Consider the following 21975-nt stretch of genomic DNA (forward strand, 5'->3'; position numbering starts at 1 on the left):
GCCGGCTACACCACCTCGTCCGGCGCAAACCGACACGGATGAGTAGGGTCGCCCGCTTCCACCTGCAATGTCACGTGGTGGATGCTGAACCGGTCCCGCAACTCGGTCGTGGCGGCGCTGAGAAGCGCGTCATCAAGTCCCGCCCCGGGCCGCACGAGGTGGGCCGTCATGGCGTTCTCGGTAGTGCTCATCGCCCAAATGTGGACATCGTGCACCTCCGATACGCCCGGCAAGGAGCCGAGATAAGCTTCGATCTTGCGGCGGTCGACGCCCTGCGGAACGGCGTCCATGGCGAGGTTCACGGCCTGCCGTCCCAGGTCCCAGCTGCCAAACAGGATCACGCCCGCGATCAAGATGCTCACGGCGGGGTCGATCCAGAACCAGCCGGTCAGGCCGACCAGGAAAGCGCTGATCACGACGCCGAGCGATACGCCGGCATCCGCCGCCATGTGGAGAAAGGCGCCACGGACGTTGAGATCGTGCGAGCCGCCCATGAACAGCAGCGCGGTGCCGCCATTCACCAGGATGCCAATGCCTGACACCACCATCACGGTCGCGGTGGCGACCGGCGCGGGATGCGAGAGCCGCATCAGCGCCTCATACGCGATGGCCCCGACCGCAACGAGCAGAAACGCAGCGTTGCCAAGAGCGGCCAGAATGGACGCCCGGCGATAGCCGTAGGTGCGGGAGTGGGTCGGCAGCCGCCGGCCCAGCGCCAGGGCGCCCCAGGCGATCAGCAGCCCGGCGACGTCCGACAGATTGTGCAAGCCGTCCGCCAGCAGGGCGAGCGAATTTGCCGCAAAGCCGTACCCGAGCTCAACCAGGACGAAGACGAAATTCAGCGTCGTGCCTATCGCGAAGGCGGGGCCGAAATCCTTCGGCGCATGATGGTGTCCGCCCCCGCCATGATGGTGGCCGTGGGCTTCGTGCGCGTGGTCATGGCCATGATCGTGGCCGTGATCGTGGCCGTGACTGCTTCCATGTGATGTGGCGTGGGTCGACGGCGCCATGCGGATCTCGATCCTCGTCGGTCGGGGCTGACTGATAGGCGCACGCGCCGCTCAGGGTGGCCAACGCGCCGAGGACGCGTCGGTTTGCGCCCGAGCCTAGGCGCTTCGCCCCCTCGACGCCATTGCGCAGCCAATTCCAAGATAGCGCGTTAGGCCTCCAGGTGAACGCCATGACGCCGATCCACGCATTCCTGAACGGAACGGGCCGAGACGACCGGGGGCGCAGGATCGCCGACGTCCTCGCGATGGACGACCATGCGCTCGAGTTCACGCATGACTACATCCAGTGGCTGTTTCCGCTGGCGACGCCCAGCATGGCGCAGCCCGGCAGCCCCGTGCTGGCGCCGGGCGACGTTCCGGCAATCCGGGGCGACCCGCTCGCGCAGGCAAACCTGGCGCGCGCAGCCGTGCTGATGAGCGGCTTCTATGCCCGTAGTCCGGACTGGCTCGGCTCTTACGACCACAACCACCTGCGTATCACCCGCATCGTCACGAGCTTGAAGCTGCTCGTCGGGCGCGAGGCGGCCGCCGGCTTCCTCGCCGCCATCGAGGACCGCTGCCGTGCGGCCGGGGATCCCGTCAACGCTCGCAGCCGCCGCTACTGGCGCGAGGCGCTGGAAAGCTGACGCCGGATCCGCAGCCGCGCCCGCATGCCGATTGCGGCGGAGCGCCCGGCGCGCGAGAGTGCCGGCCCGAAGCTGCCGAGTCCCGTCATGACCGCCCCTGTTCCCGTGATCGCCATCGACGGGCTGACGAAAAGCTACGGCAAGGTCCGGGCGCTCGACGGCGTGTCGCTGAGCCTCGAGCCGGGACGGTTCACGGCGTTGCTGGGGCCGAACGGGGCCGGCAAGAGCACGCTGTTCCAGATCCTGACCGGGCTCTTCGTCGCCGACTCGGGCTCCGTGCGCGTTCTGGGCGCGGATCTCGCGGCCGACCCGACCGCGGCGCTCGCCCGCCTTGGCATCGTGTTCCAGCAGCCCTCGCTGGATCTCGATCTCACGGTGGAGCAGAACCTCGCCTACCATGCGGGCCTGCACGGGATCGGCGGCCGCCGGCGCCGGGACGCCATCGAGGAGGCGCTCGCCCTGTTCGGGCAGAGCGAAACGCGCCGCCAGCGCGTGCGCACCCTGTCGGGAGGCAATCGTCGCAAGATCGAGATGGCTCGCGCGCTGATGTCGGCCCCGGCGCTGCTGCTCCTCGACGAGCCGACGCAGGGGCTCGACCCGGCCAGCCGCCGCGATCTCGTGCTGCACGTCTCGCGCCTCGTGCGCGAACGCGACCTCGGTGTGCTCTGGGCCACCCACATCGTCTCGGAGGTCGAAGCCGCCGACCGCGTTGTCGTGCTTCACCGCGGACGCGTGATCGAGGACGGCGCGCCGGCCGACGTCGTCGCCCGTTCCGGCGCATCCACCCTGGAGGGCGCGTTTCTCGCGCTGACACAGGGGAGGGCGGCATGACCGGATCGCATTCTGGCGTGCTCGCCCATGCGTCCCTCGCGCTCGCGGCCATCCTGCGGCGGGAGATCACGAAGTTCCTCCGGCAAACGGGCCGGCTGGTGTCGGCGGTGGTTCGCCCGACATTGTGGCTGGTGGTGTTCTCGGCCGGATTCCAGAACGTGCTCGGGGTGTCGATCACGCCGCCCTACGAGAACTACATCACCTATGACGTCTACATGGCGCCTGGCCTGATCGGCATGGTGCTGCTGTTCCAGGGCATGCAATCCTCACTCGCGCTGGTGTTCGACCGGGAAGTCGGCACCCTCCGGCTGCTGCTCACCGCGCCGCTGCCGCGCTGGTACCTGCTGTTGTGCAAGCTCGCAGCCGGAACGCTGCTCGGCGTCGCGCAAGCTTATGCGTTCTTGTTGGTGGCGCTCGCCTTCGGTGTCGACCTGCCGCGATGGGGCTGGATCAGCGTACTGCCCGCGTTGGCGCTTGGCGGATTCTCGCTCGCCGCGCTCGGTCTCCTGCTGTCGGTATATGTGCGACGGCTGGAGAATTTCGCCGGTACGATGAATTTCGTTATCTTCCCTGCCTTTTTTTTCTCGACCGCGCTCTACCCGCTCTGGAAGCTGCGTGAGAGCGGCTCCGAGTGGATCGCCTGGGCAGCCCGCGTCAACCCGTTCACCCACGTGGTGGAGATGATCCGCTTCGCCCTCTACGGACAATTCTCGGCGCTTTCCACGGGGCTTACGCTGCTGTTCGGCGTCCTGGCCTTTGGGCTGGCCGTGCGGGGGTATGATCCGCAAAGCGGCGTTCTCGGTCGGGCTCCGCGGGACGAATGAGCGCCTCGCGCGTCGTCGCCCCGGGGCGCCCTAACCTGCGCTCGAAGCCTCTATGTCGAGGGCCGGGGGTTGAGCGCATCGCCGTCTTACCCGATGCTCGCCGCATGTGATCACCCTCGGAGGCCTCGATGACCAGCCACGCCATCCCACCTGTCGCGCTGTCGCATGACGTGAAGCTCGACCGACTGGGAGAGATCGCCGTGAAGGTGGGGCTGGGGCTCGCGCCCGGGCAGGAACTCGTGATGACCGCCCCGTTCGACGCGCTGCCGCTGGTGCGGCGCATCACCGAGCACGCCTACAGGGCTGGCGCCTCGCTGGTGACTACCCTGTTCGCCGATGAGGAAACGACCTTGGCGCGCTACCGCTTCGCGCCAGACGGCGCCTTCGACGTCGCCAGCGGCTGGCTCTATGACGGCATGGCTTCGGCGTTCAAGGCGGGCGCTGCGCGCCTCGCCATCGCGGGAGAAAATCCGTCGCTTCTCGCTGGCCAGGACCCCGACCGGGTGTCGCGCGCCAACCGGGCGCGGTCCAAGGCCTACATGCCCGCCCTTGAGTTGATCGCCGGCTTCGCGACGAATTGGACCATCGTCAGTTATGCGAGTCCGTCCTGGGCCAGAGCGATGTTCCCGGACGATCCGGAAGACATTGCGGTGGCGCGCCTCTGGCACGCAATCTTCGCCGCCTCCCGCGTCGACGGGCCGGATCCGGTTGCGGCCTGGACGGAGCACAATGCCGAACTGCAGCGCCGGACCGCGTTGCTGAACGCATCCCGCTTTGCGGCTCTGCATTTCCGCGGCCCCGGCACGGACCTCACCGTCGGGCTGGCCGACGACCACGAGTGGAATGGCGGCTCCACCACGGCCGGAAACGGGCTCGTCTGCAACGCAAACATCCCTACCGAGGAAGTCTTCACGACCCCGCACAAATTCCGGGTCGATGGCCGGGTGCGCAGCACCAAGCCGCTCTCTTACAATGGTACTTTGATCGAGGACATCGCGGTGAAGTTCGAGGCCGGCGCGATCGTTGACGCCCAGGCCCGAACCGGCCAGGACGTGCTCCTGAAGGTGCTGGAAACCGACGAGGGATCGCGCCGGCTCGGTGAGGTCGCGCTCGTGCCGTTCTCGTCGCCGATCTCGCAAAGCGGCTTGCTGTTCTACAACACGCTTTATGACGAGAACGCCGCCAGCCATATCGCGCTCGGCCAATCCTACAGCAAGTGCATCCAGAACGGCGTAAGTCGTCCCAAGGACGAACTTGTCACCCGCGGCGCCAACGACAGCCTGATCCACATCGACTGGATGATTGGCTCGGGCGAGGTGGACGTGGACGGATTGCGTGCGGACGGCTCGGCCGAGCCGCTGATGCGCAAAGGCGACTGGGTTTCTTGAAGGCCAGGACGGCAAAGCCAGCGGCGCGGAAGCACTGCGCCGAAGTAGAGCCGCACGCCGACAACCTTAATCGAGGTTAATGCACGCTCGCGCTGTGGTACCTAGCTTCAAAAGCGTAATCCGTCACGGCCAAAGGTCGGACGAAAAACTATAAAAAATGCAAAAAGAGTATCCTGGAGAGGAAAATCGCCCATGTTGTCTGCCGTTTTGACGTGCGGAGGTTTGGTCAAACCGCAAGCTAAAGCTTCTGAAAGAACGAACATCTCGGGATCTGCTTTCCGTGCAGTCGCCAGCGTGTGCGTTCAATGAGAAGCGACATCGACCCCGACAACATCTTCGACCGGGAGCGTCTGGACGATCGCTCGACCGTTGAAGTCCATGCGCGGACAAATGAGCCGCGGACCCTGTCACTCCACACGGGTTACCCGATCAACGCCGTAAGGGCAGCTCCATCCAGCGGCGCGGGCGCTCAGATGTCCGGCGAGGGCCGCCTCCGAACCCAAACGTTGGAACGCCAAGCTTCCGCCATCACGATGCTGAAGGCGCCATTAATCCCATCGTCGAAGTCACATCGAGAGAACGTTATGTATAATTTCACCGCAGACAGGCTGGACCTGGATCATGGACAAGGCGTCACCGCGGTGGTGCACGACGACGGCGCCGACGTCACCATCGCGTTTGGCGACGGAGAGACGGTTCACATACCAGGGCTGACCCTGGGCGTCGCAGGCGGCCTGAGCGGCGTAGTTGCTATAACCGATTGTTTGCGCTGCACTTTTCGCCGTGCGAGGCGTTAACGCAGAGCGTCGCGAGCCGGATGCGTGATGGACCGGCGCTGAACCTGCGTCGAACTAATCCTTTCGGACTAATCCAAAGGTGAATCCGTCCGTCCTGCGACGCTTACCTCATAAGAGCAATTGCAACCCAGAGTAGTATGCTTCAAACTTTTTTAATCGAATGCCGCATTCGAAAGTATATGGATTAAACATCAGATGTTGAAACGTGGTTTGGCTCGTTGTACGGCCGCTCAGTCTGGGGGGCGCTAAATGACGGCGGAAATCGTAAGATCCACGCTTCATCAGAAGGAAGGCGCGCCCTTCTCGCCCGATGAGTTGCCGAACTTGTGCGGACGCCCCGCGGTGTTGCGGCAACTCAGCCCCGGTGAGGAGTTGTTTGCCCCCGGCGAGCGCAGTGACGACATTTATGGCATCGTCTCAGGCTGGGCCTACTCATACCGTCTGTTCGATGACGGGCGGCGCCAGATCAACACGATCGAACTGCCGGGCAGCCTCATCGGCGTCGCCAGCGCGGCGCGTGACGGCGCGGCCGTCGGCTGCGCGTGCCTTACTCGCGTAGTCTACTGCGTTTACCCGCGCGCGACGCTTTTTGGCCGCGTGATGAGCGAGCCGGCGCTCGGTCTTCGGATCGTCGCCGAAGTCGTGCGCCAGGAAGTCTTGATACGGGAACGCCTGTCCGATGTTGCCCGGCGCCCGGCGCGCGAGCGCATCGCCAATTTCCTGCACGAACTCTACTGCCGCCGGCAGATCACCGGCCGCATGGACCGGCCGTTCAGCATTCCGCTCACGCAGACGCATATCGCCGACGCCCTGGGCCTCACGCCCATCCATGTCAGCCGCACCCTGCGCGAGTTCAAGCGCGACGGCGTCGCCAACTATGTGGGGCATGATCTGCAGATCATCGATGCAGGCAAACTCGCCCGGATCAGCACGCTGGACGAGTCCTACGCCCGCTGGCTCGGCGGCGGCGCCGATGCTCCGATCGCAGCCGCCGAAGCGCGCCCCGCGATGGCGGCCCGCCTGGCCTGATCGGCTGCGCGCTTTTAACTGAGGATTGGCCGCCCGACCTTACCGGTCAGCGCGGCTTTCCGCGTTAGACGCCTCTGCTGCCTGAGGCTGCGACGCGTAGACGGCCACCTCGGTCCGGTTACGGGCGTTGAGCTTCCGCATCAGGCTTCGGACATGCACCTTGACGGTGCCCTCGCGCAACTTCAGCTCGGATGCGATTGCCTTGTTGGCTTTGCCGTGGCGCAACAGAGCCAAAACATCGCTTTCGCGCCGACTGAATGTCGCCTGCGGGGCGGCTGGCCGCGACTGATCCAGCTGTCGCGGGCTCCGGTTGGCGCGCTCGGCCGCAAGGCGCACCAGAACGGCCGAGGGCACGAATTCGCCGCCCGCGAGCAGGATCCGGAGCGCATGGGCGAGCGCATCGGACGCCATAGACATAGGAAGGTAGCCTTCCACACCGGCCCTGACCGCCTCCGAGACCACGCGTGGGTCGTCGCAGTCTGATATCACCGCAACTGAAGTGCCGGGGTAAAGGGCGCGGACCGAGTCGAGATCCCGCAGGAAGCCAGGCAACTCGCCTTCGTTCAAGATGAAGACCATCAATTCAGGAAGCGACGAACCATTCTCCGGCGCGGTCGGGCGTTCCGTGCAAGTGATGGTCAGATCGGGCGCTTCACGAGCAAGATGAGCAGCCAGGAGGTCTCGCCAGATCGTCTTGGCCGCAACCAGAAGAACGCGGCGGACCGGGTGCGTAGGCATGATTGCTCCCCTGCTTGGACGCGAGGGCTCCCCCTCGCGGATCGATTAATTAAACGTTACCCTATAAATTACAACCATATACCTTATGGTGCGTGGAGGTTCCCCGGAGCAACACCGGGCCGCTTAAGCCCGCCTGTTCGGCCTAGGGAGACAGCGGCCATGTTCCACCTCTGGAGCTTACCGCCTTTTGCTTACCGCTTTTGACTCAGTTTGCCGACAAGAACGTTTGATCGAGGCGCAAACGCGACCGTTGGACACTGGCCCCGACGATCACCTGAATTCCGCAAGCTTCTGTTTACGCTCATGTCCGTCAAAGCTCGTTTCAAGTGTCGTTTCGCGTAGAACAATTTAACGTGGATTGAACGCAATCTAATCTACGCCGTTGGGTGGAGCGCCCCCCGGCGCGAGGCTCGGCGTAAGCCTCTCAGGCATCTTGGTCCGCGGGAGGGCTCGCAGCACGGTGGGCTGCGGCCTTCCTCCTTTTTCCATCGCCGCTCGCGAGGATCTGTTTTCTTGAGCGTTCCCCTTAAACCCCGCATGACAGGTCCGGCCCTCGTGGTCGATGACCTGCGAGTCCCGCAGCCCAGCCCGGCCCCCATTACCCGGCCGCAGCGTGTCGCTATCGTGCACGACTGGTGCCCGTCGTTCCGCGGCGGCGAACGCGTCCTGGCGGAACTCTGTGCGATGTTCCCGAACAGCGAGGTCTTCACGCTGTTCGACTTCTTCAGCGACGAGATCAAGAAACGCCACTTTCCGAACGTGGTCTTTCACACGTCTCCGGCGAACAAGCTTCCCGGCGTTCGCAAATACTACCGCGGACTGTTTTTCGCGTGCCCGTTCCTGATCGAGCAGTTCGACGTAACGGGCTTTGACGCCGTGGTTTCCTCTTCGGCCGCCTTTGCGCGGGGCGTGCTGACCCGGCCGGACCAGCCGCATGTCAGCTACATCCACAGCCCGATCCGCTACGCGTGGGACGAGCAGTTCTCCTATCTGCAGCAAGGCAAGCTGGGCTTCGGGCCGGTTGGCTTGCTGTACCGTTATCTCCTGCATGGTCTGCGGACGTGGGATACGCGCACGGCGCACGGGCCGGACGTGATGCTCGCCAATTCGAGCTTCGTGCGGTCGAGGATCAAGCGGGTCTACGGCCGTGACGCCACCGTCGTGCATCCGCCGGTGGACCTCGACACGTTTACGATGTCGACCGAGAAGGACGATTACTACATCACGGCCTCGTTCATGGCCCCGTACAAGCGTACTGACCTCGTAATCGAAGCCTTTAACGCCATGCCCGACCGGCGCTTGCTGGTCGTCGGAGAGGGCCAGCAGTCTGCGGCGCTCCGCAACATGGCCGGCCCGAACATCGAGTTCAGTGGGTTCCTTCCTCAGGAAGACTATGTACGCGCCGTGGCGCGGGCGCGGGCGCTCGTCTTCGCCGGATGCGAGGATTTCGGAATCGCCCTCGCGGAAGCGCAGGCCTGTGGAACGCCGCTGATCGCCTTTGGCCGCGGCGGCGCCCGTGACATCGTCCGTCCGCTTGGGACCGACAATCCCACCGGCTTACTGTTCAAGCAGCAGACCGTCGGCTCGCTGACCGACGCCGTGATGCGATTTGAGCGTGAGGGGTCTGCGATCACCGCACAGGCCTGCGCCGAGAATGCCCAACGGTTCTCGGCGGAGCGTTTCCGTCGCGAGGTCGCGCAAGCGTTCGACGCGGTCTGGGCTTCGCACCAGGCGGACTGACCGTCACCCTAAAAAGCGGCGGCCGGTTTAGGCCGCCGCCGCTCTGCTCCTCTGGGAAGCGCGACCGTCGATCGCCGCCATCTGCTCGAGATAAAGCTCGGCCGTGCGCCGCCAGCTGAATTGCGGCAGGCGCTCCCGCCCGCGGGCGATGCAGCCCTGCCTCAGTTCGGCGTCATCCCGCAGCCGCAGAATGGCTGCCCGCCAGTCCGCCACTGACGTGGGCGACGCATACAGCGCGGCGTCTCCGCAGATCTCCGGCATGCTTGCCCGATCTGATGACACCACCGGGCACCCGCGCGCCATGGCTTCGAGCGGCGGCAGTCCGAACCCTTCCGTGAACGACGGAAAGGCGAGGCAGCAGCTATCCCGCAAAAGCGCCGCGAGCTCGTCGTCGCTGACCCGGCCGAGCAGCACGACGTTGTCGGCGCTCGCGGTCGCTCCTTGCGCGTGAACGCGTGAATCCAGTCCACCACACAGCGCGAAACGGACCCCATCAGGGGCCATCGCGCGGGCGAGTTCGAAGATGAGGTCGATGTTTTTGTGAGGTGCGCGGCTGCCGATCACCACGACGGTGTCGGGCCCCGCAGCCGCGCTGGTCGTCGCCGAATGCGCCGGGGTCCATCGCAAGGCGTGCTCATGGCCATCGGGCGCCACGAAGATCTTGTTGTTCGACGCCACCCCGAAATGGGCCAGCTGCTCGGCCGCGAAATGCGAGACGGTGGCCACCCGGGCGGCGCTGAAGCCCAAGGCCGGCAGCAGGATGCGATACAGCGCTCGGAATGCGCGTGAATAGCTGTCGGGGGCCAGCCGGGTGTTCATGTCGTGGATGCAGACGATCTGCTTGCGCACAGTCAGCGGACCGGTGTTGCAGAGGCTCAGCAAGCCCCCTTGCACGGCTCGCGGCAACGCGATCTGCTCCCAAGCGTGGCCCGACCCGCCCGGGGCGGTCACGAAACGGACGGATTTCAGGCTTGAACTCGGCTCGCACCCGGGCGGAGCCGCCAGCGTGATCGTCAGGTCCGCCGTGTTCCGGCCTCCCTCGGCGAGAAGCTCGTCAAGCGCCGTCACGATCTCCCAGCCATAACGCTGGACGCCGGTGAGCGATTGGCTGAGGAAGCGGCCGTTAATGGTCCAGTTGCGATTCACGACCATTCTCCACGCGCAGGCCCGCTCAGGCCTCCCCGGCGTCTCGGCAGGGGGGAGTGGCGGTCCGCTCGTTTTTCGCTCAAGCTGGAAAGCGGCAGCCGATTCCGCCATGCCCGCGCAAGCGCGGCCTGAGTGGCGTCGCGAACCGAGGAAGCAGAAGTCGTGTTCCTGGCGGTGATCGTCACAGGCTTAGCCGGCTTGGTTCTCGGATTTCGATTCCGTGCGCCAGCTCTCCTGATGGCGACCGGGCTCGTCCTTGCGGCGGCCGTGGCGGTGGGCCTGGTCTCACGGTGGCCGTCATCCAAGACAGTGCTTTTTGCTGTCGTGGCTGTCATCGTCCTGCAATTCAGCTTCGGAGTTGGCGTGAGTCTGGTCGTCTGGCTAGACGCCAGACGCAACCGGCGATCGGCCCGAGAGGCCCTTCGCACGCGCGGCGCAGACTCAATACGCTGAAACGGTCAGGACGTCTCGCCGAAACTGATCACCGCCGGGACGGTTTTTAGAAGGATCAGAACGTCGCCCCAAAGCGTCCAATGTTGGACGTAGTGGCAGTCCAACGCCACGCGCTCGTCATAGGTGCGGAGATTCCGGCCGCTGGTCTGCCACAACCCGGTGAGCCCCGGACGCACGCGCGCATAATCGCGCGCATGGGGGCCATAGCGCTCGAGCTCGTCCTCGAGCACCGGGCGAGGGCCCACGCAGCTCATGTCGCCGCGTAGCACGTTGAGCAGCTGCGGGAGCTCGTCGAGGCTCGTCTTGCGCAGGATCGAGCCGATCCGCGTCACGCGGGGATCGCGCCGCAGCTTGCGAAACTCCCGCCATTCCTGCGCGGCCTGCGGGTCGCTGGCCAGATATTGCCGCAGAGCGGCGTCCGAATCCTGCACCATGGTGCGGAACTTCAGGCACCGGAATGGCCGGCGCCCCTGACCGATTCGCAGCTGCGAAAAGATGACGGGACCACCCATCGTGAGCTTGATCGCGAGGGCGACCATCATGAAGATCGGCAACAGCAGGATGAGCGCCGTGCACGCCACCACGATGTCGATGCTGCGCTTGCGCCAGCCCCCGATGGGCGCAAACGATCCATCGGCGCTGTCGAGCCGGCGCGGCTGCATGGTGATTGGCTGCGAACCTCCGTCGAGAGCGCTCGCGGACGGATAGGACGCCGCCCCGGCGGTTGCCTCCTCAGCTCGGGCGTGAACGCAGATCGGGGCCGTCATCGGCGCAGTCCGGGTGTCCCGCTCACCGGGCCGGAAAGGTGAGATGCTCGGTTCGAAATCAAGTCGTCTCATTACCATGCGCCAAGTTCTTCCAGGGGCTTATGCATCATCCTCATGCGATTCCCGCGACGCGCATAGGCGAGCAAAAGGGGTAGGCGATGCGCGTGGTGCGCCCCCTTCGAGTGAGCTCTGAGAGGAATGTCACAGAAGAAGCAGTAACCTGGCCCTGTTGGACAGCCGGAGCGCCGGCGCGCGGCGAATCGAGGCGCCACGTCGGCCCCCGCAGGCGGCTGCGGCTTCGCCTTGATCGCCCCGTCTGATCGCTCTAGGCTTTACCCGGCGCACACGGGACGCCACGCTGGGCGAAATGGCGCCTGGATCGGTCGATACATGCGCCGACGAGGGAGAGCGCTTGCTCGCACGCTTCAGATCTGCGGAACGCGACCAGGAGACTGATGCGGAGCGACGCAAGCGCATCCGTCAGGTCCTGCTGGATACCGTCGCGACGTTGCCGGGCAGCCGGACGGAGGCTTCGGAAGGGGAAGCCGAAGAACGCGATTTTTACCTTCGGCTGATCGCCAAACTCGATAAGCCGCTCTAAATCGTCGAGACTAACACCTTTCGGCCAAGTTGAGCCGGTTCGCATCAGCGTCGATGCTGCAGCGGACGGAGGACTCCTGGATGAACCTGCGCACGCTCTTCTCGCGAGAGACTGTCAGCAAGCCGGATCAGCGCGGCAGGCTCGCGGCTGTTGGCTCAGCGTTCGCGGACGCCATTAGCGACGCGACACGCGAGCTTGAAGGTTTGTCCAGGCGGTACGAGGAAGGGATCGCGCGAGCCTGCGTGTTATCGGATTCCGAAAATTTCGCCCTGGAGGACCCGCAAACGAGCGAGCCTCAGCTCAGGGCCGTTGAGCAAACTGTGATGCGCGTCCGCACCCGCATGCGGCAATTGCAGGCCGAGATCGCCCATTTGCGGGAACTTGAAAGCGAGCTGAACGCCTTCAGCGCGAACGTAGTCGTTAGATCCCACTAGGGCACTCATCTAATCTCGTAACTCTACGAACATTCACTGATCCAGCGTACATCCATCGAGCCTACGATATGCGTTCGGCAGCGCTCGCCGAATATGCTGTTCTTCAATCGTTGCTTTCAGTTGAGCCAGTTTTTTTGCTGTGCTCCCGACCGATCGCTCCGCGGGCACTCCAGACCAAGCGCCATCTGCATGTCAGGATAGCGCCCCGTAGGATAGAGGTCTTCGCGGATACCTCTAAGAGGCCAAAGAAATAGCTGAGGATCTAGTAACAACAGCCTTCTGCTGACCCAAGATCGAGCGGCCTATCATCTCTGGGCCAAGATCTACGCCCGACACGCCAGGGGGCGAGGCGCAGGATCTTCGCCACGAACGCTGGCCCGCGGCATTGTCTGGTACCAAAGCTATTAGCCTCGGGCGCAACGCGCCGATTAATCATCGCGTGCTTTGAACCGTCTATCCGGGTTTGAACGAGGGCGACCGCCAGCCCTTGAGAGGTGCGAAAGCGCACGTTGCAGAAATTTTGTGAGATCTACTGTCAGGCTCGCTCGCCGGGCATATGCCGCCGAAACTCCAGGCCGCCAGCCAGAAAGGCCGCCCGTTCCTCAACTAGGTAAACAAATAGAGGTACGGAAGGGCAACTACTGAAGCCAGAAGTGCAACTTGGAATTGAGAGCTCGCGGGTCTCAATCTGCAGCAGTCTTAGGAGATGGGCAATGAAAGCGGTCATCCTCGCTGGCGGGTTGGGCACAAGGATTTCGGAAGAAACCGGCGTTCGCCCGAAGCCAATGGTTGAAATCGGCAGCCAGCCGATCCTCTGGCACATCATGAAGATTTACGCCGCTCACGGTGTGAACGAGTTCATCGTGTGCTGCGGGTACAAGGGTCACGTCATCAAGGAATATTTCGCGAACTACGCGATGCAGACCGCCGACGTGTGTTTCAACCTGAGCACCAATCAAATGACGCTGCTGGGCCGGCGAACCGAACCCTGGAAGGTGACGCTGGTCGACACGGGTCCGAACACGATGACGGGAGGCCGCCTCAAGCGCGTGCGCGACTACGTCGGCGACGACACGTTCTGCATGACCTACGGCGACGGTGTTTCGGACGTCAACATCAGCGAGGCGATCCGCTTCCACACCGCGCATCGGCGCAAGGCCACCCTCACGGCCGTGCAGCCGCCCGGCCGCTTCGGCACGTTCTCGCTCGGCCGCGACAATCCTTCCGTGCGCGCCTTCGTGGAAAAGCCGAAAGGCGGCGATGGCGCCTGGATCAATGGCGGGTTCTTTGTGCTCGAGCCAAGCGTCATCGACTACATCGAGGGCGATCACATCTCCTTCGAGCACGGGCCACTCGACGGGCTGGCGCGCGATGGCGAACTGATGGCGTTCACGCATGACGGCTTCTGGCATCCCATGGACACGCTGCGTGACAAGGGGGTGTTGAACGACCTTTGGGCAGCCGGCAAGGCCCCCTGGATGGTTTGGGACGGAGCTGATCGCTGATCCCAAGCGCATTCAATCTGGAGATTTAAGATGATTATCGTCGATAAAGCGCTCGCTCGTCGCGAGGCTCAGAACCGTCCGGTGAAGGTCGGAATGGTTGGGACGGGCGTGCAGGGCAGGGCGATCACCCGGACCATCGTGAACTCGACCCCGGGGATGCGCATGAGCGTCATCGCCAACCGGACGATTGAGCACGCCGAGCGCGCCTTCTCGGAACTCGGGCTGACGGCGGTTCGCTGCGAGACGGTTGCGGCGCTTCAGGATGCGCTGGCGAATGATCGGCCCGCCGTGACGTCGAATCCGCTGCTCCTCGGCCAGGCCTCGGGCCTGGACGCCGTGATCGAGGCGACAGGCACCATGGAGTACGCAGCACGCGCGGTGCTGGCGGCGATCCAGGGTGGCAAGCACGTCGTCATGGTGAACGCCGAGCTGGACGGCACCGTCGGGCCAATCTTGAAGAAGAAGGCCGACACGGCCGGCGTGGTCTACACCGCCGGCGACGGCGACCAGCCCGGGGCCCAGATGAACCTTGTCAGGTTCGTGCAGGGCATCGGCCTCAAGGTCGTGTTGTGCGGCAACATGAAGGGGCTCTACGACCCCTACCGCAATCCTAAGACGCAGGAGAGCTTCGCGGCCAAGTGGGGACTGGACCCCGCCATGGTAGCCTCCTTCGCGGATGGGACCAAGATCTCGTTTGAACAGGCGGTGATCGCCAACGGTCTCGGCATGAAGGTCGCCAAGCGCGGCATGCTGGGCGTCGATGTGTCCGAGGGCAACCCCTACAAGCCCCTGGTGCCGCTCGACCAGACGGTCGAGGGCTTCCACGCCGCGCTCGACGCGCACCTCGCCGCCGGCGGGCCGGGCATCGTCGACTACGTGATGGGCGCCGCGCCGGGGCCCGGCATCTTCGTGCTCGCGACCTGTGACGATCCTGCCCAGAAGCACTTCCTGAACTACTACAAGATGGGCCCGGGTCCTTATTACACCTTCTACACGCCCTACCACCTCTGCCACTTCGAGGTTCCTGGCTGCGTGGCCCGCGCCGTGTTGTTCGAGGACGCGACCGTGACGCCGCTGGACGGCCCGTCGGTGGGCGTGATCGCGCTTGCCAAGAAGGACCTACAGCCTGGTGATCTGATCGATCAACTCGGAGGTTTCGAAGTCTACGGCATGCTCGAGAACATCGAGACCGTGCGTGCTGAAAACCTGATTCCAATCGGCCTGGCTGTCGGATCCCGCGTGACCCGCTTCATCCCGAAGGACCAGCCCCTCACTTTTGCGGACGTGACCCCGCCGGAAGACAGGCTCGTCGACAAGCTCTATGCCGAACAGGAAGCCATGTTCTCGTCGGAGCGGAGCCCGGAAGGACGTCGGCCGTGATCTTCAAATCTACGACTCTTGAAGGCGCGTTTGTTGTCGAGATGGAGCCGCGGGGCGATGACCGCGGCTTCTTCGCCCGTGTGATGTGCAGGGACGAATTCGAGGCTCATGGGCTGATCGGCGACTTTCCGCAGATCAACATGTCCTACTCCGTCCATAAAGGCACGCTGAGGGGTCTGCACTATCAGGTCGAGCCCCATGGCGAGGCGAAGCTGGTCCGTTGTCTCCGCGGGGCCGTGATGGACGTGATCGTCGACATGCGTCCGAACTCGCCGACTTATCGCAAGCACGAGCAATTCGAACTCACAGCCGACAACCGGCGACAGCTCTATGTCCCGCCGGGTTTCGCGCACGGGTTCCTCACGCTGGTCGACGATGCGGAGGTCACCTATCCGGTTTCAGCACGGTACGAGCCCTCGGCCGAGCGAGGCGTACGGTACGACGATCCGGCGCTTGGCATTACATGGCCGGTTCCCGTGGTCCACGTCTCCCCCAAGGATTCAACCTGGCCATTGTTGTCGAACGCGTCTGGCCAAACCCGGCAACCATGACAAAAACAGCGAGAGGGAGGCTGGCCATGGCCAACCCGTCAAATAAAAAATTCCTGGTGATCGGGCGGGTGGGCGACAAAAGCCTGCACAAGCATTGGCTTGAACCGGCCTCGACCGAGCGCAACTGGGATTTGGTGCTGAATTCCTACGGCAAGGATCAGACGCGCGTCCAAGACGGCGATCTCCCGACGGTGTTTGATCCGGGCACCAAATGGGACAGCATCGTGAGGCAATTCAAAGCGCATCCCGAGTTGCTTGAGCAATACACACACGTCATGCTGCCCGATGATGATCTTCTGATGACGGCTGGTGATATCAACCGAATGTTTGAGGTCGTGGTCGAGAATGGGCTGACGATGGCGCAGCCGTCTCTGACATACGAAAGCTACATAAGCTGGCCCATTTTGCTGCACGTTCCGGGCTTTAAACTCCGATACTGTAATTTCCTTGAATCGATGGCCTGTGTTATTGATGTTCGATATCTGAAGTCGCTCTTGCCAATGTTTGAGAAACATTACACCGGCTGGGGCACGGATATGATCTGGACGATGCTCATGAGAGATCCCCCGTTCCGGGCGGCGATCATCGATGAGGTTCAGATGACGCACACGCGTCCTCTTTATTCAGGTCCGATCTACAACACCTTTGTGGATATGCACGTTGATCCTCGTGACGAGGTTCGCAAGCTCACTGAGAGCTTCGCCAATTATCCTAACTCGATCGTGACCTATGGAGGCGTTCTGGCCAATGGCCGAACTGTCGGCGGCCGCAGGACCATGCTTGCCAACGTATCCTATCTTGTCCGCAACGCTCACAGGTCACGTTTGTGGTCGAGCTGCTTGGTGACCGCGAGCGAGCTCCTGGCCCGGAGCATTACGATGAACAACTACAGGCCAGAACAGTTGAAACCCGTCGCTGGTTCTGCGTTCGATCGGCTTGGCATCACTGCCGCGGATCTTCAGTTTGATCGTGAGCCTCGCCCGAGCGAAATCAGCCTTCCGGAGCGCTTGGCAATCTGACATCAGACCGGCGCTCCCCTAACCACCGAATATCCAGGGGAAGCGCTGATCAAAGAAAAAAGGCCGCGCACGGGGTTCCCGCAGCGCGGCCTTTTTTGCGGCGACACGGACGCGTCATCGCTTGAGGAAGCGAACCGTCGCCCGGATAACGGGCGCGATCGCATTGGGAGCATGGGATGTGATCGCCTCGATTTGCATCAGGTCCTCGTTAGGAAGCGCCTTCGTTAGTTTCAGGGCTAGCACATAGGCGATCGCGCCGGCCGCGATCGCGACAGGCAGCATGAGCAGCGAAGAATCAAGGTTCATGCAGAGACGCGCCGCCAATGCGCAAACGATCGCCGACACGAATAGCCGTGCGAGGTCGGCGTAGGGAGTCGGGCACTTCAAGACGCGTTCCAGAAACCACAAGCCCGCCGCCACGAGAGCTATTTGCGTCGCGGCGCGAGAAAGCGCAGCGCCGATGATTCCGAACTCCGGGATGATGATCAGGCCAGCCAGCGACGCCAGAATGGCTCCCGCGATACCTGTATAGAACTCGAAATCGCTGCGCTCCATGACCCAGGTAACGATGGCCGCGATGGTCGCGCAAGCGCCTACAGCGCTGGCGCAGACCAGAATGATGGACGCTGGAATGGCGTCCCGGAATGCATCTCCGTAAAGCATCGGGACCACCTCTGGCGCTAGGGCGGCAAGGCCGAAGCAGCACGGGAGAACAAGCAGCGCCATCATGCGAATGCTGGTTGCGTAACTCGCGCGCAATTTATCGTAGGCGCCGACACCGTACTGCTCGCTGAAATAGGCCATGAGCCCACGAGTAAGCAGTTGGGGGCCTTGCACGGCGATGCTAGCCAGCATGAGGCCGGCGGTGAACAGGCCGACTGCGTGGGTGCCGTGTGAGATCTCCAGGAAAAATACTTCCATGCGAGCCCAGACGAACGCCGCCGTGATTGAAGCCGCCCAGCGAAACCCCGAGTACCGGATCACCCGTCGGCGTAGACTTTTGTCGACCGGCCCTCTGGCCGCGCCCGCCTGAAATGCGCAGATCGCCGGGATGAGGCTTGCGCTCACATAACCAAGGACGGCTCCGACGGATCCCGCCAGGAACGAACCAACCAACACCAGCACGATTTGGAGGACGAATGAGATCGACGTGATTTTCGCGACCTGATCGAAACGCTGCAGCCCTTGCAGGTAAGCGATTCCGAATTCCGCAAGCAGTTGGCAGCTCGCCCACAGACCGATCACGAGCCAGACACGCCGGTCGGCGCTGGCGTTTGCGACATCGACGCCGGACACGTCGAGCGTCATGCCGTACGCCACGAATGCCCCGCCCGCGATGACACTGGCTAGCAGCGAGGGCCAGAACAGGAGATTGGACAAGCTCGAGGCGGCTTTGTCGTCGCCTTGGGCGGTCAGTTCCGGGACATACCGCTGCAGGCTGGCCGGAAAGCCGAAGCCTCCGACCGCGACCACCATCGTGACCACCCACATCACAAAGGCGACGACGCCCGATCCCTCGACGCCGAGAACGCGGGCGACAATCAGGCCGGCGAAGAAATTGCCGAGCGTGATCGCAAATCCCGCGATCGTGCCGAAAAACGAATTCCTGACGAACTTGGACATCTTGGGCTGCGCTGGCTCTGACACGCTTGGCCCCACGTTCAGCCCAGGAGCCGGCGCGGCGGCGTCCGGGATCATTGATGCAGTGTCCGTCATACGCACTTTGCTCCGCGACGACATACCGTAGCCGTCATGACGAAATGGAGCGCAGCATTCCGCCGCGCTCCCCCAACGCTAAATTTAACCGGCGCATGAAACGACAGCCGGTTGCGATCAACCGGCTTTCAGGGCCAGTTCGGCCTGCGGCTCCGGCTTGATTGCCGCGCCCCGCTGCCAGCGAAGGTCCTTCGATAGAAGGCCCTTGCCCATCAGGCGCTCGAGGGTGCGCAGGCGGACAAGTCGCGCGCTGCGCAGGTCGTCGGCCTTGACGTTAATCTGCTGCAGCCCTTCGCGCAGCGCCCGAATGCTGTCGGACAGCATCACCTGCGGCTGGTGGTCAGGCGCCAGGCGCTCGAACAGCGAGAAATTGACCCGATACGAGCGCTTGTCCGGCGGAGCGTTGGGATTCGTGTTCACGCGCGTGCCCGGGACGGCCTCGGCGACAGCCTTGGACAACTCCGAAACCTGCAGGTTCCAGTGGTTGGATCCGACATTGATGGCGAGGTGACGCCCGCCCGTCTCCTTCGGGCGCGTGATGGCCCATTCAATCGCGCGGGCCATGTCCTTGACGTCGATCATCGGGCGCCACGGCGTACCGTCGCTCAGCACGTTGATTTCGCCGGTAGCGAGCGCCGTTGCGACGAAGTCGTTCAGCACGAGGTCGAGCCGCAAGCGGTCCGACATCCCGCACGCGGTTGCAAACCGCAGGCAGGTGACCGTCATGTCCCAGGAGTTCTTTTCGGCCAGAGCCCGTTCGGTCGCGATCTTGGAGCGCGCATAGGCGGTAAGCGGATTGAGCGCGTCGCTCTCGGTCCGCGGCCCGCCCTCCGCGAAGCCATAGATGCTGCAGCTCGAGGCGAAGACGAAGTTCTTGACTCCCGCCTCTTCGGCGAGCCCCGCCAAGCGGGCGCTCGCGAGGTAATTGATGTCGTTCGTCTGCGCCTCATAGGCGTTGCCGATGGGGTCATTCGACACGGCCGCGAGATGCACGACGGCGTCGACGCCGGCCAGCAGCGCCGGCGGGAACTCGCGGACATCGCCATAATGCTGCTGATCCAGCAGCGTCTCGGGGAACTGCTCCGCACTGGACAGGCAGTCTGCGAAGAAGCCGGCGTCGAAGCCGATCAATTCAGCCTGGGGCCAACGGCTCCGAAGATGGCGAACAACCATGGGGCCGACATAGCCCATGTTGCCGGTGATCAGGATTTTCATGCAGCGACCCCGTTGGTGCGTTTATGGGCAAACAGTGGCTCACCAGCTAAACCCCGGCAATTCAGTCAATTGACGGCGTTGAGAGTCCCTTGGGACGCTTTCCGCGAGCCGGATTCAGCACGGCACGCCGCGAGAAAACAGGGTCCGTGTGAATTCGGTGTAAATGGACTATGCGGCCTACCTCTTTCGGCCGATAAGGTTCTGTTAATGGCTGGACCTCGAGCGCGTTGGCGAGGCGCTGTCAGTGGCGCGCCGGGATCGAATCGCGCTCATTTCCGCATCGCCGCAGCGCCAAAACCCCAAAGCGTGATCTTTCAGACTTTCATAACGATCCGAGCCGTTTCTTTGAGAAAACGCTGGGCTAGGCCGGCCTGCTGATAACCTTATTCGATTGAGTAGGGCGCGCTTAACGAGGACCTTTGCTATTGGTAGTGCGCCATGGAAGCGGTGGCGGTTTCCGCGCGCCTGCTCGGGTGTGGATCGCCACGGCTTCAGGGACGGCGAAGGATGAGTGTGAATGATGAGAGAAGTCCCGTCGAAGCTCAGCTTCGCCCTGGATGACGAGGCGCTCAAGCCAGGTCAGGTCCGGGGTATCGACTTCAAGGATGTCACAGCGTTCCTGCGCCGCAACGCGATCTGGACCGGAGCATGGCTCCTCGCCATGCTGTCGATCGCCTTCGTGTACATCGCGACCACGAAGCCGACCTTCTTGGCGACGGCTCAGGTCATCATCGATCCGAAGCGGCCCCAGATTTCCAGTCAGATGACTGATTACGGGATCATGCAGGTGACGCTCGACAGCTCGCAGCTCGAGAGCCAGATCCAGATCCTGCGTTCGGAGCGCATTTCGCGCCCGGTCATCACCGATCTGAATCTCGCCGCCGATCCCGAGTTTGACGGCGCGGGATCGTTCTCTCCCGTCGGCTACATCAAGGGCCTGTTCTCCGGGCCCGCGTCGCCGAATGATTCCAAGCTCACCAAGATCTTCACGGCGTTCAACGATCGCATGAACGTGCGTCGGCTTGGGCAGTCGTACGTGCTCGAGGTGTCGTTTTCGTCGACCGACCCGGACAAGTCGGCCCGCATCGCCAACTCGGTGGTCGCCTCCTACATCCGCGACCAGTTGAGCTCCCGTGCGGAATCGGCGGCTCGCGGCGAGTGGCTGCAAGGGCGCCTGACCGACTTGAAGGCCGAGATCGACGCAGCCTCACGCGCCGTTCGCACCGGTGATTTGCAGGCCACCGTATTTCCCAGCTCCGACTCGAAGGTCATCACGTCAGCGACCGCGCCACTGGGCAAGAGCGCGCCCCAGATCGGCCTTGTGCTGATTTTCTCGACCTGCCTTGGGCTGCTTCTTGGCGTGGGCACCGCCGGCCTTCGGCAGCGCTTCGATAATACCGTCCGAAATTCCGACCAGATCGAGGCGCTGGGTGTGGAATGCCTGTCGGTGCTCCCGCGCCTTAGCTCGAGAGCAGAGCCAGCGACGCGGCTCTTCGCAGTACGCGACGAGCCGTCCGGGTTCTTCGCTGACCAACTGCGCTATGTGAAAACCGCAATCGATCTCGCCCGCAATCATCGACCCATCAAGGTCATCGGCGTGACCGGCCCGCATGAGGGCCTCGGGACGACCACGATTGCGGCCAACCTTGCCGAGCTGTTCGCCCAGGCCGGACAGAGCACGCTTCTGGTCGACGCCAACCTGCGGTGCTGCGACCTGACACGCCTCGTGGCCTCGGAGCAGTCGGTCGGGCTCGTCGACGTCTTGTGCGGCCGCGCCCCGCTGGCAGCCGCGCTCGTGGAGCTATCGCCCAAGCTGGCGGTTTTGCCGGCCAGCTTGCAAACCACGGTTCCGAACTCCAACGACATCGTGGGTTCGGCCAGTATGAAGGCGCTCCTGGCCAAAGCTGGCGAGACCTACGGTTGCGTCCTGATCGACATTCCGGGATTCAAGGACATCCCGGACGCTCGCGCCATGATGCCGTCGCTTGACGCCCTCATCATCGTGGCGCGCAGCGGCGTAACCGAGGCCGCCGATCTGGGCAATCTGCTGAACACGACCGGTGTGATGCGCAAGACCCTCGGCGTCATCGTGAACCGTTCGGACCTGATCAGGCGGCCGCGCGCCGCCCGCGTTTGACCTACCGCTTTTGGACGGCGTCAGGCGCGACTCCGCAAGAGCCGAACGGCGCTACCATCAGGTGGTCC

At 63.5% G+C, this 21975-nt stretch carries 20 protein-coding genes; 14 read left to right on the forward strand and 6 right to left on the reverse strand.

The annotated features are described in order from the left end of the window. Window positions 1-5 precede the first annotated feature (5 nt). Window positions 6-854: a cation diffusion facilitator family transporter gene (locus tag IEV99_RS05695; RefSeq protein WP_308469362.1), complete on the reverse strand. Its 849-nt coding sequence runs from the start codon at window positions 852-854 to the stop codon at window positions 6-8. Between the two features lie 326 nt (window positions 855-1180). On the opposite strand from IEV99_RS05695, the gene IEV99_RS05700 reads away from it, so the two are divergent. The 6 genes from IEV99_RS05700 to IEV99_RS05725 all read left to right on the forward strand — a co-directional run bounded on the left by IEV99_RS05700 (window position 1181) and on the right by IEV99_RS05725 (window position 6505). After that, a complete protein-coding gene (locus IEV99_RS05700) occupies window positions 1181-1636 on the forward strand; it encodes an opioid growth factor receptor-related protein (protein ID WP_188516719.1) in 456 nt (151 codons plus the stop codon). 87 nt (window positions 1637-1723) lie between these two features. Continuing rightward, window positions 1724-2467 (forward strand): lanthanide ABC transporter ATP-binding protein PedB/LutE, encoded by a 744-nt coding sequence (locus IEV99_RS05705; protein WP_188516720.1) that lies wholly within the window; start codon window positions 1724-1726, stop codon window positions 2465-2467. After that, window positions 2464-3291, forward strand: a complete 828-nt coding sequence (locus IEV99_RS05710; protein ID WP_188516721.1) for a lanthanide ABC transporter permease protein PedC — start codon at window positions 2464-2466, stop codon at window positions 3289-3291. The genes IEV99_RS05705 and IEV99_RS05710 overlap by 4 nt, the downstream gene beginning before the upstream one ends. Window positions 3292-3419: 128 nt before the next feature. Continuing rightward, on the forward strand, window positions 3420-4679 hold the full coding sequence (locus IEV99_RS05715) for an aminopeptidase (RefSeq protein ID WP_188516722.1): 1260 nt from the start codon (window positions 3420-3422) through the stop codon (window positions 4677-4679). 305 nt (window positions 4680-4984) lie between these two features. After that, on the forward strand, window positions 4985-5476 hold the full coding sequence (locus IEV99_RS05720) for a hypothetical protein (protein WP_188516723.1): 492 nt from the start codon (window positions 4985-4987) through the stop codon (window positions 5474-5476). Window positions 5477-5725: 249 nt separating this feature from the next. Next, window positions 5726-6505 carry a Crp/Fnr family transcriptional regulator gene (locus IEV99_RS05725; protein WP_188516724.1) on the forward strand — a complete coding sequence of 260 codons (780 nt, stop codon included), beginning with the start codon at window positions 5726-5728 and terminating at the stop codon, window positions 6503-6505. Between the two features lie 39 nt (window positions 6506-6544). On the opposite strand, the gene IEV99_RS05730 is transcribed toward IEV99_RS05725, so the two are convergent. Further along, window positions 6545-7243 carry a LuxR C-terminal-related transcriptional regulator gene (locus IEV99_RS05730; protein ID WP_188516725.1) on the reverse strand — a complete coding sequence of 233 codons (699 nt, stop codon included), beginning with the start codon at window positions 7241-7243 and terminating at the stop codon, window positions 6545-6547. Between the two features lie 537 nt (window positions 7244-7780). Here IEV99_RS05730 and IEV99_RS05735 point away from each other — a divergent pair. Beyond that, window positions 7781-8983 carry a glycosyltransferase gene (locus IEV99_RS05735; RefSeq protein ID WP_188517667.1) on the forward strand — a complete coding sequence of 401 codons (1203 nt, stop codon included), beginning with the start codon at window positions 7781-7783 and terminating at the stop codon, window positions 8981-8983. 27 nt (window positions 8984-9010) lie between these two features. Here the strand turns inward: IEV99_RS05735 and IEV99_RS05740 are convergent, their stop codons facing one another. Both IEV99_RS05740 and IEV99_RS05745 read right to left on the reverse strand, forming a co-directional pair. After that, window positions 9011-10135: a glycosyltransferase family 4 protein gene (locus tag IEV99_RS05740; RefSeq protein WP_308469349.1), complete on the reverse strand. Its 1125-nt coding sequence runs from the start codon at window positions 10133-10135 to the stop codon at window positions 9011-9013. Between the two features lie 452 nt (window positions 10136-10587). Further along, window positions 10588-11349 (reverse strand): sugar transferase, encoded by a 762-nt coding sequence (locus tag IEV99_RS05745; protein WP_280514633.1) that lies wholly within the window; start codon window positions 11347-11349, stop codon window positions 10588-10590. A gap of 412 nt (window positions 11350-11761) precedes the next feature. On the opposite strand from IEV99_RS05745, the gene IEV99_RS05750 reads away from it, so the two are divergent. The 6 genes from IEV99_RS05750 to IEV99_RS05775 all read left to right on the forward strand — a co-directional run bounded on the left by IEV99_RS05750 (window position 11762) and on the right by IEV99_RS05775 (window position 16839). Further along, window positions 11762-11950: a hypothetical protein gene (locus IEV99_RS05750; protein ID WP_188516727.1), complete on the forward strand. Its 189-nt coding sequence runs from the start codon at window positions 11762-11764 to the stop codon at window positions 11948-11950. An 80-nt stretch (window positions 11951-12030) separates the two neighbouring features. Continuing rightward, window positions 12031-12384: a hypothetical protein gene (locus IEV99_RS05755; protein ID WP_188516728.1), complete on the forward strand. Its 354-nt coding sequence runs from the start codon at window positions 12031-12033 to the stop codon at window positions 12382-12384. Between the two features lie 713 nt (window positions 12385-13097). Continuing rightward, on the forward strand, window positions 13098-13889 hold the full coding sequence (gene rfbF, locus IEV99_RS05760; protein ID WP_188516729.1) for a glucose-1-phosphate cytidylyltransferase: 792 nt from the start codon (window positions 13098-13100) through the stop codon (window positions 13887-13889). A gap of 30 nt (window positions 13890-13919) precedes the next feature. After that, window positions 13920-15269 (forward strand): NAD(P)H-dependent oxidoreductase, encoded by a 1350-nt coding sequence (locus IEV99_RS05765; protein ID WP_188516730.1) that lies wholly within the window; start codon window positions 13920-13922, stop codon window positions 15267-15269. After that, window positions 15266-15820, forward strand: coding sequence for a dTDP-4-dehydrorhamnose 3,5-epimerase (gene rfbC / locus IEV99_RS05770; protein ID WP_188516731.1), 555 nt, complete (start codon window positions 15266-15268; stop codon window positions 15818-15820). The genes IEV99_RS05765 and rfbC overlap by 4 nt, the downstream gene beginning before the upstream one ends. Window positions 15821-15846: 26 nt before the next feature. Then, window positions 15847-16839, forward strand: coding sequence for a DUF707 domain-containing protein (locus IEV99_RS05775; protein ID WP_188516732.1), 993 nt, complete (start codon window positions 15847-15849; stop codon window positions 16837-16839). A 114-nt stretch (window positions 16840-16953) separates the two neighbouring features. Here IEV99_RS05775 and IEV99_RS05780 read toward each other — a convergent pair whose 3' ends face one another. Together IEV99_RS05780 and IEV99_RS05785 are read right to left on the reverse strand one after the other, a co-directional pair. Then, window positions 16954-18462, reverse strand: coding sequence for an oligosaccharide flippase family protein (locus tag IEV99_RS05780; protein ID WP_188516733.1), 1509 nt, complete (start codon window positions 18460-18462; stop codon window positions 16954-16956). A 210-nt stretch (window positions 18463-18672) separates the two neighbouring features. Beyond that, window positions 18673-19770: an NAD-dependent epimerase/dehydratase family protein gene (locus IEV99_RS05785; protein WP_188516734.1), complete on the reverse strand. Its 1098-nt coding sequence runs from the start codon at window positions 19768-19770 to the stop codon at window positions 18673-18675. A 520-nt stretch (window positions 19771-20290) separates the two neighbouring features. Between IEV99_RS05785 and IEV99_RS05790 the strand changes: the two genes are divergently transcribed. Beyond that, a complete protein-coding gene (locus tag IEV99_RS05790) occupies window positions 20291-21907 on the forward strand; it encodes a tyrosine-protein kinase domain-containing protein (RefSeq protein WP_244643770.1) in 1617 nt (538 codons plus the stop codon). The last annotated feature ends 68 nt before the right edge of the window (window positions 21908-21975 follow it).

It is taken from the genome of Alsobacter metallidurans (assembly GCF_014636935.1).
Lineage (GTDB): Bacteria > Pseudomonadota > Alphaproteobacteria > Rhizobiales > Beijerinckiaceae > Alsobacter > Alsobacter metallidurans.